The sequence below is a fragment of the Pseudomonas canadensis genome, from assembly GCF_030980095.1.
Lineage (GTDB): Bacteria > Pseudomonadota > Gammaproteobacteria > Pseudomonadales > Pseudomonadaceae > Aquipseudomonas > Aquipseudomonas canadensis.
Genome location: NZ_CP133298.1, coordinates 3688304 through 3699928, shown reverse-complemented (window position 1 = coordinate 3699928; position 11625 = coordinate 3688304). Strand labels below are relative to the sequence as shown.

Genomic DNA, 11625 nt, shown 5'->3' with positions numbered 1-11625 from the left:
CAGCGTTGAAAAAATGTACCTCTACCCAAAACCGGTTGATTTTCGAAAGTCCATCGATGGCCTGGCTTCGCTGGTCGACTGGATATCAAAGTCGCGGTGTTTGACCCCCGTGCTCTTTTTTTTTTGAATCGACACCGCCTTCGGGTCAAGGTGTTGTACTGGGAGCGCAATGGCTTCTGCCTTTGGCTCAAGCGCCTTGAGTCTGAACGCTTTAAAACTTCAGCCGACGCCACCGACGAGGCGATCGAGTTGACGGTGCAAGAACTGAACTGGCTGCTCGACGGATTTAATCTCTGGCGTAATCGTCCTCATCAGGTTTTGACGTCTCGTTTCGCCGCCTGAGCCGGTATTATCCGTACGATGATGTCCCTACCCGATGACCTTCCTGATGATTCTGTTCTGCTCAAACAGTTGTTGCTTGAGGCGCTGATTCGCCAAGCAAAAAAAGCTCAAGTGCTGGAAAACCATGAAGGCAACATTGTCGATCTGAAAGAACAGATCAAGCTTTTGCGCAAACGCTTGTTCGGGTGCAAATCCGAACAAACGGTCGAGCCCAATATCCGCAACTGGCGCTGTTCAACGAGCCTGAAAGTGACCCGTTGCTGGCCGTCGAGGATGTGGAAGAGGAAGTCGTTACTTCGACTAGCCGCCGAGGCAAACGCAAACCGTTGTCGGCTGAGCTGCCGCGTATCGAAGTCATCCATGAACTGCCCGAACACGAACCGACCGGCGTCTGCGGTTGCCGCAAACACGTGATCGGCGAGGAGACCAGCGAACAGCTGGTTATCGTGCCAATGCAGATCCGGGTGATCAAACACATCCGTAAAGTCTACGGTGCCGGGGGCAGTCCAAGGCATCGTTGATCCTTCGAGGGCTTATTAGACAGGCAGGTAAATTTTTGTGTTTGCGAATCTGAGGGAGGCTGTTGAGCACAGGCGGCCAGCCGCTTTTTTTCGCGTGTAGGATTTATCTTTATCTGGGTTGGGATTTATCCTGCGTGGTCCTTTGATTATCCCTTTGGTGTGCTATTTAGTGATCGCGTAGTATTAGGCTTATATGTGATTATTTGACATGGTAATTATTGTGCGCTGGAGTTTTTGTTTTGTAGTTGCTTTTTTTATGTGCTCTATAATGCAAGCACAAGCGTTAGGGGTGTTTACACCAACGAATGCCACTGTGCAGCTGCCATTGACTATAAGCGCCCCAGGTAGTCTTGCCATTGGTAGTGTTATTTGGTCTTCTCCTATAGTTGTTACGCAGTTGAGTGGGAATGTCGATGAGAAACTTTTCAGGTTTGGATCAAGTGCATCCAAAGTGTCTGGATTTGAAGATGTTTTTTTTACGGGTGTCGCAGGTATAGGAGTGAGGTATAAGGTGTTGGCTACTACTAGGGATTACCCCGGTGGGTTAAATGCGAAGATTGGAGTTAACTATCCTATAAAACAGTGGGTAGCGGGTGACAGCTATCAGCAAGAATTCTCAATTGAACTCGTTAAGGTAGGATCCATTAGCACTGCTTCGGTTACTGTTCCTAGTTTAACTATGTATCTGTGTGCTGGCTACAATCAACCTTGCTGGTCTAAGTTCACTCTGCAAGTTAGTGGTACTTCCTCGGTCAATGTTGGACCAAGTTGTAAGGTCTCCACGCCCGTCATTCCGGTGCGATTGGGGAAGGTATCTTTGAGCTCTTTTGCTAACATCGGAGATGCATCAAGTCCAAGCTATTTTTCTATATCACTGTCCTGCACGGGCGGGGATGTAGGTGTGTCAACATATCCTTATGTCACTTTGACTGATGTTGTTTCACCCGGAAATATTTCGGATGTACTGTCGTTAAGTGCTGGTTCAACTGCAAGCGGGATAGGTATACAAATTTTTCACGGTGATGACCTTCTAAAATTTGGGCCTGACTCTTCTGCCCCAGACAATGTTAATCAATGGAAAGCAGGTGAAATCAAGCGTGGCGAAGCGTTATTTCAAATCCCACTACGAGCGCGATACGTGCGAACTGGTAAAAGCATGCAGCCTGGTACTGCCAATGGGCAAGCTACTTTTACATTTAGCTGGCGCTGAATATCTGGCTCGTGAAGAAATCTTGTTTATATCGTGCCCACCGATGCGTTTAAATTAACGTTGTGACTTAAGATGTTCTCAGTATCGAGTGTTTCGAAGCATAATAATCCTTATTTCTTGATATCTATTGCAGACCGCAAAGGCGTTTTGCTAGCAGCGTGCAGTTTCCAATATGACGCTGGGAAGGGTGTTAAGACAGTTCCAAAACTAAAAGCGTACCCCTTGTAGAATGCGATCTCCAGCTCTATACATTTCTCTCAGTAATGGAACTCTTTTTGCATTCAAGGCCGCAGCCAGCCTGCATTTGCATAGCGGTCTTGAAAACCGGCGGACGTTAATAGCGTCTCCAGGGTTCGAATCCCTGGTTTCCCGCCAACATTCAAACAAAAGCCCCGCATTAGCGGGGCTTTTGCGTTTCTGGGGTACGAGAGATCAAGCCGCTCATCTACTTATCGTTTCCGCATCAACTCAGGCTTTGCGTTTTGGGCGCCTTCCCCGGGATGATCTCCCGCTCGTACCGATCAAACACCTGGCCCAGTAGGGCGTTCTTCTTTGGCACTGGCTTGCAGTCGAGCTTTGCCCATTCAGCCTTGGCGATGTCCAAGTCAATCCCGAGCGTGATCTCTACCCGCTTCCCGTCTTCATTCCTCCCGTCGTAGTCGTACCCAACCCACTCTTACCGCCTTTCAGCGCGCGCACGCGCCGAATCATTCGCGGCGGCAGGTCCCTGTTTGCCGCCTTTTTCGCTCGCATTTCTTCATCCTACCCGTGACAGGTCCAGCGACCAGGCTTCGGCCGCAATGTTTTCTGCTGATGGTTTAACCCCAGCCAGTTTCATGCGCGCGTAGACGCGTCCGACCACTGGGCATCTTGCCCGCGTCAGAACGTATTTCCAGCCGTTCCGGTTAGGCCACAGCGCGGTGACTTGATCGTCATGCATGTGGGGAGAACGGTTCACCCGAATCATGCAGGGGTTTATCTGGTCACCGATCCGGCGTTACCTGGCGAAGAGTCGGGCGCATTCGGCCCAGGGCTTTTTCTACTGCACCACCTGTACGGCAGGCCGTCGGAAATTATCGTGTACGGCGGGCCATGGCATGACAGAGCTCGCCTGATACTCAGGCACAAAGATGCGAAACAACCAACATGACGCGGTATGTCCGCAGGGGTGAGATATGCAAGGCAGTCAAACTACGAACTGACTATTCGAAATCTAATTACCAATTCCAGTGAAGGGGTAAGCGGTGCCGAGGCGGTGGTTTCCATCTTGGATGGCGCACTCGAAATCGATAGCGTCACGCTTTCTGGAAAGGTGCGCTCTGGCTTCTGCCGCAGCTTTGCTCGGGAAAGCTCCTACCATAATGTTGGGTTCGTCACGCACTACGCCCCATGTATATATCCAGTCCTTTTGCTTTGTGCGTGGTCGTCGTTGCTCACATTGACCTCCAAGTCATAAACGCGCCGATATTGGCGCAACCCCAGTCCTTGGGCTTGCAGGCGAAGAACTGGGGAACTTCTTTTACAAGGCCATAGCTATGGCAGGAGTTTGATGTCGTGAGTAAGAGCAAGGTCGTCTGCAATATCGCTCAAATCCCATCGACTAGATTCCCTGATCAGTTCTATCAGCCTGCCAAAAACGTCTATTGCTTCATTGCTGAAACTGTGAGGTGGCCGATTTACATCTTTGATATTTAGATACTTTTGACAGAGTTTGATTGTGGGAATCTTCGTGCCGTCTAAGGCGCCGAAAATGATTATTCGTGCCTTCTCATGCTCTGTAACGGTTCTGCCTGCGTTTTGGATGGCATCTTTAATTTCCTTGGCACGATCAGCATTCTTGCTAGCGACACTGCAATTCATTTGCGCATCCGTATGCGAATGAGGAAGGCACAACGCTACTACAAGCATCCCAATTCCAGCCACTGGCATTTCATCCAAGCTGGATGTCTAGCCAGGGCGATAGTATGTAGTGCGCCCGCTTTCGACCCAAAACTGTCTTTCGCGAAAGGCAGCAATCGGCCGAAGCGGTCGATCATTATTTAAAAAATCAGGGGTGATTTACGGCGTTTGTAAAGAACATATTCACTTAGCGACTAATGCATTTTTTCTTATCGCGACTTCATCCTTGCTTCCCGCGGTTCTCAACTACCATTCATGTCGAATGGATATTGGATACGCCATGGAGGGCGGATCATGCAGAAGCGGATAATCATCGTCGGCGGTGGCATGGGCGGCACGATGCTTGCCAATCAACTAGTCACCAAGCTCTATCCTGAAATTCTTCGGGGGCAGCTGAAGATCGTTCTGCTCTCTAACTCTGAGGACCACTTCTACAAGCCCGCCTTCATGTACGTCGCATTCAATCTTTTTTTTCAGGAAGAGCTCAAACGTCCAGAGCGCTCATTGTTACGTCCGGAAATAGATTTTCAAGTCGACGAGGTAATTCGTTTTGACTTCGCCAGACAAGAGCTGAGAACCCTTAGTGGCAAGCGTCATGGCTATGATTTTCTGGTGATCGCCACCGGTTGCTTACCTGCTCCGGAACGTATCGAAGGCCTCAAGGAGGCCGGTGACCACTTCTACCAATACGAGCCAGCGCGACAACTGGCTCAACGTCTAAGTACCATTGAAAAAGGTCGAATTTTCGTCACCGTCTCCTTTCCCAAGACCCCCAATGTACCGCATCAGTGCGGTATTGCTCCCATCGAAACCACGTTGATGCTTGATGACTTCCTTCGTCGTCGCGGCGTCAGGGACAAGGTAGAAATCATTTACACCTATCCCACAACTGCACAGTTGTTGCGTAATTGCTTATTCCTACAACGACCCACCGGGGAGATTTTGCCGGGGATCTTCGAACAGAAGAATATTCGCTTTCAACGGGGTTTCACACTGAGCAGAGTCGACCCGGAACAACGAATAGCTTACTCGGAAGAGGGAGAGGCGCAGCCGTTCGACATTCTGATGGCAACCCCGCCGATTCGTGCAGTTGACGTGGTGCTTGAGTCTGGCGTTTCTCAGGCACAGAACAATGAAGGGTGGCTGCCAACTCATCATGAGACGCTACAGGTCTATGGGCTTGAAGGCGTTTATGTGATCGGTGACACGGTCGATCTACCAATCAGTAAGGCGGGTGGGGCTTGCCACAACCAGGCGCCGGTGATCGCCAACAATATTGCCGCTGCAATCCGCTTGGGAAGCCCCAATGCAGTTTATGACGGGCGTGTCCAAGCTGTGGCGCAGATGGGCCTTAATGCTGGGATGCCACTTTGGTACGACTATGCCCACGACGTGATGCCGACCCCGCCAAGTAAACTGGGTGGCCTTCTGCGCAATGGATTCAACCGCGGCCTTTACTGGGCTGTGGCTCGCGGAATGCTTTGACCGCGCACAGGGAGGCGTAAATTCACATGGATGTATTCAATGAGTCACTCGCAAAGAGTGCAGATGTTAATACCGACTCGCTAGACCAGAATGCTGGGATAGAGGCATTACTGGACAAGCTGAAACCGCTCCTGGATGGAGGGCGCTTGGATAATCTAGTCGACCTGGCCTCACTGATCTCCGACACCGTCGACATGCTTGACCTAGCGACTGTGGAAAAACTTGGCCGGTTGTTTGAGAGCACCACCGCCGTCACTTGGAGTCTGGGCAATGCGCTACGCATGGCCACGGCCGAGACTGCCGCGGAGGCGGCGCCTCCCAACATCTATGGGTTGCTGTCGCTCCTCCGCGAAAAGGACACCCGACGCGGCGTTGCACTGCTCCTCAGAACCTTGAATGTCATCGGAAGACAACTCTGATCGGAAGGAATCACGTATGGACATTAAGCCTCAGCCGTCCACGGCAAGGCCTAGTAATACTCAATGGGACCCTCAGGCCTATTTGAAATTTGCTCGACTACGGGAGCGTCCGGTGGTCGAGTTGCTGGACCATATTTGCTTGGAAAATCCTGAACGAATCTATGACCTTGGATGCGGTACTGGCATTGCCACTCACCTCCTGGCCAAGCGCTGGCCGCATGCCGATCTGACGGGAGTCGATAGCTCGGCAGAGATGCTTGGTGAGGCCAGCTATTTGCCGATCAAGGCCCTTTGGTATAAAAGCGACTTACAGAGCTGGCAGGCAGAGCAACCTGCTGACCTACTGTTTGCTGCTGCAGTACTGCATTTCATCAGTGGTCACGACGTGTTGCTGCCACGCCTGTTGCGACAACTCAACCCTGGAGGTTGTCTAGCAGCACACATGCCTAATTGGCGTGACGCGCTGTGGTATCAATTGATGCTAGAAACTCTTGATCACGCAGGGCTCGACGGAGGTCCATTGGGTACAGTGGAGTTGCGTCGGTTCATGGCTGAGCGCCCAGTGTTATCACTGGATCGTTATTATCGTCTGCTGGCACCACTGACCAAGGATTTGGATATCTGGGAAACCGAACACTTACAGGTGGTGGAAGGTCAGTCGCCGATTTTCGATTGGGTCAAGGTTTCGGCGTTACGGCCGGTGCTCTTGGCGCTGGATGAGTTCGAGCGGCAGTGTTTCCTAGATCACTTCCTGAAGCTGGTTCATGAGTATTACCCGCCAGAAGGGGATGGGCGGACTTTATTTCCGTTCAAACGGATCTTTATTCTCGCTACCGTCTGAGTATTTCTGACGGGACGCGGTTGATGTGTGTCTTTGCTCCTTCTCCCCAGTGCTACAGTCCCGCCAACATGCGGATTTTGATAGCGGCGGTAGCAGTGGCGATGCTGGCGGGGTGTACTTCAACGGCGATATCGGTAAGAGACGCGAAGCCGGTGCCGTCGGATGAAGTTTATGCCTTCCAGGCGTAGCCAGCCGGTGAAAGCGGGAAGATCACGGTTGTGCGCGATTCGGGCGCTGTGGGATCTGGCTGCGATATTGTCGTCTATGTAGACGGTCGCAAAGCAGCGAAAATTGGCACAGGGCAGCGGGCTACGTTTTACCTTCCACCGGGATCACCAAATCTCGGTGCTGGCCTGGCAGGATCTGGCCTTCGTGCTGGATCGGCGATCCGCACCATTGCAGCTTCCGTTCAGCCAGGGAAGGAAAGTCTGTACAGAATCAGTGGCGATATTGGCGGTTTTTATATTGGCCCCTACGTCGACTACAACTGAAAAACGAAATTCACAAGACCGCCTACGGGCGGTTTTTTCATGCTCGGAGAAATTGATGCAGGTATCGGCGATCAACTACCAGCCTATGACAACGATCCGTCTCCACGGGCGGTTGCGGCAGTTTGGCAAGTCATTCAGGCTCTCGGTCAAGCAAAGTGCCTGCCGCCCCCGGCACCGTCGGCGTGGTTCATGCAACCCGTCGAGCCCAACTTGACCCGGCGCACGCTCAACGAATTATCGCCATCACCGATGCCGGCGACTAAGGACTGATCGCGCTGCGGGCATGCCAGGCGTACGTCCGTGCAATTGCACCCTGAGATCAATGAACTACTCTCTCGGAGTTGGTTCGTATTGCGATCATTTGGTTTATTGAAGGGCGTCATGGACAAGAGGCTTGCAGGTCTGTCGTTTCTGCTAACTCTGGGCTGGGTTGCAGCGGTAGCGTTTGTGATGTGGTATTTCTCGGAGCCTTAGCTCAAGGGGCGAATCAGTTCGGGCCCTTTGTTCCTCACATTGCCCACGGCGATATCGACCTTGAACCACTCGAAGGCCTCGGCCGGCTCGCCCTGGTGCAGTACCATCTGCTCTGCGCGCTCTCTGGGCGTGGCCAGGTCCAACCATTCCCGAGCCAGTTCCGGAGTCAGCACCACTGGCCGACGGTCGTGGATATCCACCATGCCGCCGGCGCTGTCGGCGGTGATGATCACGAACCCGTCATGGTCGCCTGGGCCTTCGTCAGCATCTGGTAATTGGCCGATGGCAGCACATAGCACTGGGGCACCGTCGCGTCGACCGATCAGATAGGGCTGTTTCTTCGGCCCACCTTCATCCACCCACTCAAACCAGTTGTCGATTGGCGTGATTGCTCGATGCGGCCAGATCGCCCGGAAGAACGGGCCATGTGCAACCTTCTCGGCGCGCGCATTTATTGGCGCGGCGCGGTCTTTTGCCCAATGAGGGCGCCACCCCCACCGCACGAAGTCGGCGTGCAGTAGTTCGCCCTGGATGTGCAATAGGGCGACCTGGGTGGATGGGGCGACGTTGTAGCGCTCAATCGGCTGATCGCCCGCGGAGTTGGCCAGGGCATTAGGCATGCTAAGCGCTGCAACAAAGTCGTGGATTCCGCGATACTGTGTAAGCCTTCCGCACATGATTCTTCCCTCCAGGCATCTGTTCAGCCTAGTTGGCAATAGGGCTCTGAGCTTGACGAATCTCGGACAGGAATCGCTGGTTCTCCATGAGTAGGTGGTCGCGCTCCTGTGTATTCAAGTCGATGGGACGAAAGCTCAGGTCGTCAGATGTCTGATTGCTTATATCGGTATCCACGTCAACGTTCATATTTCAAAACTCAAATACTGTATGCGCGCGCGGTAAGCGAGGCGCTTAGGATTTGGGAGTGGTGTTCGTCGGCAGAACGCCGGTGAGGGGGAATCATTTCCGCAGCCCGATACGCGCCCCTTGATCTACGGGGCCTCCAGCGATTTCGGGAATGCTACGATGCGGAACGGATTTAAATCTAACTTGTTGTAATATATAGATAAACAACCAGTCTTGAAAACCGGCGGACGTTAATAGCGTCTCCAGGGTTCGAATCCCTGGTTTCCCGCTAAACATGAAAAAAGATCCCGCGAGCCAATAGGCTTTGCGGGATTTTTTTGCCTGCTATTTCGTTATCGCCGGGTGGGGGGCGGTAGTCCAATAGTGCATTGCTGATGTGTGTCGATGAAAGAATCGACCCGATATCCATTGCAGGAACGCACAGATGAGTTGCAACGACCCGATTAAAAACGAAAATGCGCGGGGCATCGACGTGTCGCGCTGGCAGGGCGATATTGACTGGACCCGCGTTGCGGCTGCGGGCATTACCCATGCAATCGCCAAAATGACAGAGGGTGGAGACTACACCGACCCAAAATTTGTCACGAACTTCCAAGGTATGCAGGCAAACGGTTTGAAAGCCGGGGTCTATCACTATTTTCGTGCGTTGAGCAGTACGCCGTGCGAGCAGTTGACCAATATCAAGGGGCGTCTGGCCGAGGTGGCGTTCAACGCCAAGCGGGATATCCTGGTCATTGATGTCGAGACCAATCGCAACGAGGGGGCCAGCCCGGATCAGATGGCCGATGCCCTGTTTCAGTTGGTGACGCTGATAAGGGTTTCTCTGCTGGAGGGGGCATACCCGCACATCTACGCATCTCCCAGTATCTGGAGTAACCGCTTGGCCTGGCGCAAGTACGATTTCAGTGTGTGCCCGCTGTGGATTGCCCATTGGGAAGTGGCTCAGCCCACAGTGCCTGAAACCTGGAGCGCCAAGGGTAAAAGCTGGGAGTGGTGGCAACACAGCAGCAAGGGCCAGGTTGACGGTATCCACGGCCCGGTAGATTTGGATTGGGTCAAGTCTTAATGCCCTGCATCACAACGGCCCCATTCAGGGCCGTTGCTATTGACTACCTTTGCCTATTTGAAGGGCTTGGGGGTTGCACGAATTGCATTGATCTTCGCATCTGCTCTGCGATCGAGCTTTTACTCGTCATCTCTTTGTTTTTTTACTACTATTACCCGTCTGTGCGCTCAAGGAAGAGAGGCTGAGCGCCTTGAGTCTGGTAGAAAATCTACACTCGATCATTGAGTGAGCTATTGCTTTTACCCAGAACCTAACGACTCAGCCAACCATAATTACTTCTTGGTGAAACCGATGGATAAAATGTGTGGCATCGTTGTAGTGGTAGGACTTGCCCTCGCGGGATGCGCTACGAAAACTCCAGAAAAAACTGAAGTGACTCCACCTCCTGCCGTCGTCCATGAAGCATCACCTGAAGCCGTACCGTCGTCACCTAATTATACTGTGCGATATGAGTCTGAACCTGCTGCTGACGTTGCAGCCCATGCTTCTCCAGAGGCCGCTCAGCCAGAATCAGAAACAAGTCGCGCAGAGCAATGCCGTAAAGAGCTGGATGTCTTGAAGGTTTACAACAAGCCGTCTTACGTTAAATACGAGGCGGAATACCAAGCCATTGCTTCCAAGACCGCTAAATATATGCAAATCAAGGACTCGTTGGGTGCTGATTTGAACTATATGGTCATGCCCGCCTATCAATTTCAAATTCGTGAGTTCTGCTTCCGGGTGAAGACCCGTCTGTCGGAGCTTGTGCTTCGCCAAGCCAAATAATATAGGTAGACCCGCCGTGGGTGCTTCCTGGTCTAGAGAGGTCAGGTGGGCCCGTAAGGCTTAAAAGCGCTGTGGGTTTATCCAAGACTACAAAAGCCAATGCCCCGACCTGTCGGGGCATTGGCTTTTTACGTTTCGACACAGCCCGTGCCGACACTGAGCGTTCTACAAATAGCTCATCACAAAGGTTACCGACGCGTTTGCAGTACCCGCCTTGAGTTCGCCATTAGCCAGCCGGTAATAAGCCGCAGAAAGCGGGATGTTGAAGCTGGTGCCGGTGCTATTGAAGCCATTGAATGGGTAAGTGGTACCCAGGGCGATGGGTTGACCGCTGTCGTTCATCAGTTTCAGGCCGATGCCTTTGGCCGTTGAGCTGGCGTTCAACGCTACGATGCCCTGCTGCTGGTCAATCACTTGAGAAGTTGCGTTAAGGGAATAAGTGACCTTCTGGATACCGGTCTGGCACTGGTTAAGGCCAATGTTGAATTTAACGGCTTGAGACGTATCACCGATATTGGTGAACTCATCCAGGTAGTAGTCATCTCCCATTTGAACAGATACGTCTGGTGTCTCGCAGGACGCGGCGTTCAAGATGATTGGATTGGCCAGGTTGATGCTCACAAGGTCAAGGTCACCGTACCGATGCGCCCCAAGATTGCCTGCGGGAACCTCATTTTTCGATGACAGTTCACCTGATTTAATAATTTCAATGGTGTATGTCCTGATAGGGTCTAAGTAAGACCCACTGAGAAGCCTGTCTGCAGTTAAATAACCATTCTGTGTGTTCTTGACTTTGAGTGATAGCCCTGTCTTGCCCAGGGGATAGGTGTTGCCAGTGGTAACGCTGCCGAGTGTCGGGTTGAGTCTAAAGATAAAAGGGGATGAACCGGTGCAGTTAAAACCTTGCTGTGGTGCTGTGATGGATTCTTGATACACCACCGTGCCTGCAGGCGCATCTCGAGGAACCGTCAAGGCAACCGGTGCAGCTGCGTAGTTAGCTGTGAACGTTTTCCCTTGGGTGAAAGCACAATTCGCGGCCAATGTATCCGTTGAATAAGCAGAGACTATTACGGCTGCGGTATTCAACAGTACACGCAGTCGGCGTTGTTTTTTTGAAACGCACATTTTGTTTGCGGCCGTGATGGGGAAAGATGGACGGCCACCCTATCGATCACGCACACCTGAGAAAATCAGGCGATCCTTAGAGTGTGTGCTGCGATGATGCTTTTTGCATTGGAAGGGCGGGAA

Annotated in this window: 10 protein-coding genes and 7 pseudogenes; 12 read left to right on the top strand and 5 right to left on the bottom strand. The window is 52.2% G+C overall.

Features of this window, described 5'->3' with window-relative positions; genetic code table 11:
• Positions 1–96: 96 nt before the first annotated feature.
• The 3 genes and pseudogenes from tnpB (at position 97) to RB216_RS16870 (ending at position 2073) form a co-directional block, all read left to right on the top strand.
• Entirely contained in the window at positions 97–342 is a 246-nt protein-coding gene (tnpB, locus tag RB216_RS16880) for an IS66 family insertion sequence element accessory protein TnpB (protein ID WP_308907585.1), read from the top strand.
• Positions 343–360: 18 nt separating this feature from the next.
• Positions 361–836: pseudogene (locus RB216_RS16875) on the top strand (IS66 family transposase); the annotation flags it as partial.
• Between the two features lie 295 nt (positions 837–1131).
• Positions 1132–2073, top strand: coding sequence for a fimbrial protein (locus RB216_RS16870; protein WP_308907584.1), 942 nt, complete (start codon positions 1132–1134; stop codon positions 2071–2073).
• Between the two features lie 475 nt (positions 2074–2548).
• Here the strand turns inward: RB216_RS16870 and RB216_RS16865 are convergent.
• Both RB216_RS16865 and RB216_RS29990 read right to left on the bottom strand, forming a co-directional pair.
• Positions 2549–2826 (bottom strand): annotated as a pseudogene (locus RB216_RS16865) (integrase); the annotation flags it as partial.
• A 4-nt stretch (positions 2827–2830) separates the two neighbouring features.
• Positions 2831–2986, bottom strand: a pseudogene (locus RB216_RS29990) (DUF4224 domain-containing protein); the annotation flags it as partial.
• Between RB216_RS29990 and RB216_RS16860 the strand changes: the two are divergent.
• A pseudogene (locus RB216_RS16860) lies at positions 2981–3223 on the top strand (C40 family peptidase); the annotation flags it as partial. The pseudogenes RB216_RS29990 and RB216_RS16860 overlap by 6 nt on opposite strands.
• A gap of 383 nt (positions 3224–3606) precedes the next feature.
• On the opposite strand, the gene RB216_RS16855 reads toward RB216_RS16860, so the two are convergent.
• Positions 3607–4011 (bottom strand): hypothetical protein, encoded by a 405-nt coding sequence (locus tag RB216_RS16855; RefSeq protein ID WP_308907583.1) that lies wholly within the window; start codon positions 4009–4011, stop codon positions 3607–3609.
• A 255-nt stretch (positions 4012–4266) separates the two neighbouring features.
• Between RB216_RS16855 and RB216_RS16850 the strand changes: the two genes are divergently transcribed.
• The 6 genes and pseudogenes from RB216_RS16850 to RB216_RS16825 all read left to right on the top strand — a co-directional run.
• Positions 4267–5457 carry an NAD(P)/FAD-dependent oxidoreductase gene (locus RB216_RS16850; protein WP_122555083.1) on the top strand — a complete coding sequence of 397 codons (1191 nt, stop codon included), beginning with the start codon at positions 4267–4269 and terminating at the stop codon, positions 5455–5457.
• Between the two features lie 26 nt (positions 5458–5483).
• A complete protein-coding gene (locus RB216_RS16845) occupies positions 5484–5876 on the top strand; it encodes a DUF1641 domain-containing protein (RefSeq protein ID WP_308907582.1) in 393 nt (130 codons plus the stop codon).
• Between the two features lie 16 nt (positions 5877–5892).
• Positions 5893–6717, top strand: coding sequence for a methyltransferase domain-containing protein (locus RB216_RS16840; RefSeq protein ID WP_122555081.1), 825 nt, complete (start codon positions 5893–5895; stop codon positions 6715–6717).
• 68 nt (positions 6718–6785) lie between these two features.
• Positions 6786–7208: pseudogene (locus RB216_RS16835) on the top strand (hypothetical protein).
• Between the two features lie 55 nt (positions 7209–7263).
• Positions 7264–7368 (top strand): annotated as a pseudogene (locus RB216_RS16830) (tail assembly protein); the annotation flags it as partial.
• Positions 7364–7471 (top strand): annotated as a pseudogene (locus RB216_RS16825) (lysis protein); the annotation flags it as partial. The pseudogenes RB216_RS16830 and RB216_RS16825, both read left to right, overlap by 5 nt.
• Positions 7472–7678: 207 nt before the next feature.
• Here RB216_RS16825 and RB216_RS16820 read toward each other — a convergent pair.
• Positions 7679–8359 (bottom strand): SOS response-associated peptidase family protein, encoded by a 681-nt coding sequence (locus RB216_RS16820; RefSeq protein WP_308907581.1) that lies wholly within the window; start codon positions 8357–8359, stop codon positions 7679–7681.
• A 611-nt stretch (positions 8360–8970) separates the two neighbouring features.
• Here RB216_RS16820 and RB216_RS16815 point away from each other — a divergent pair.
• Complete coding sequence (locus RB216_RS16815; RefSeq protein ID WP_032864172.1) at positions 8971–9612, top strand: glycoside hydrolase family 25 protein; 642 nt, start codon at positions 8971–8973, stop codon at positions 9610–9612.
• A 291-nt stretch (positions 9613–9903) separates the two neighbouring features.
• Positions 9904–10377, top strand: coding sequence for a YuaE family lipoprotein (locus RB216_RS16810; protein ID WP_236318977.1), 474 nt, complete (start codon positions 9904–9906; stop codon positions 10375–10377).
• 165 nt (positions 10378–10542) lie between these two features.
• Here the strand turns inward: RB216_RS16810 and RB216_RS16805 are convergent, their stop codons facing one another.
• On the bottom strand, positions 10543–11463 hold the full coding sequence (locus RB216_RS16805) for a fimbrial protein (protein WP_236639970.1): 921 nt from the start codon (positions 11461–11463) through the stop codon (positions 10543–10545).
• Between the last annotated feature and the right edge of the window lie 162 nt (positions 11464–11625).

What these genes read in the sequence shown, in the direction of transcription:
- RB216_RS16820 (WP_308907581.1), bottom strand. Translation starts at nt 8,359, where the DNA reads ATGTGCGGAAGGCTTACACAGTATCGCGGAATCCACGACTTTGTTGCA.
- RB216_RS16810 (WP_236318977.1), top strand. Translation starts at nt 9,904, where the DNA reads ATGGATAAAATGTGTGGCATCGTTGTAGTGGTAGGACTTGCCCTCGCG.
- RB216_RS16815 (WP_032864172.1), top strand. Translation starts at nt 8,971, where the DNA reads ATGAGTTGCAACGACCCGATTAAAAACGAAAATGCGCGGGGCATCGAC.
- RB216_RS16850 (WP_122555083.1), top strand. Translation starts at nt 4,267, where the DNA reads ATGCAGAAGCGGATAATCATCGTCGGCGGTGGCATGGGCGGCACGATG.
- RB216_RS16840 (WP_122555081.1), top strand. Translation starts at nt 5,893, where the DNA reads ATGGACATTAAGCCTCAGCCGTCCACGGCAAGGCCTAGTAATACTCAA.
- RB216_RS16870 (WP_308907584.1), top strand. Translation starts at nt 1,132, where the DNA reads ATGCAAGCACAAGCGTTAGGGGTGTTTACACCAACGAATGCCACTGTG.
- RB216_RS16845 (WP_308907582.1), top strand. Translation starts at nt 5,484, where the DNA reads ATGGATGTATTCAATGAGTCACTCGCAAAGAGTGCAGATGTTAATACC.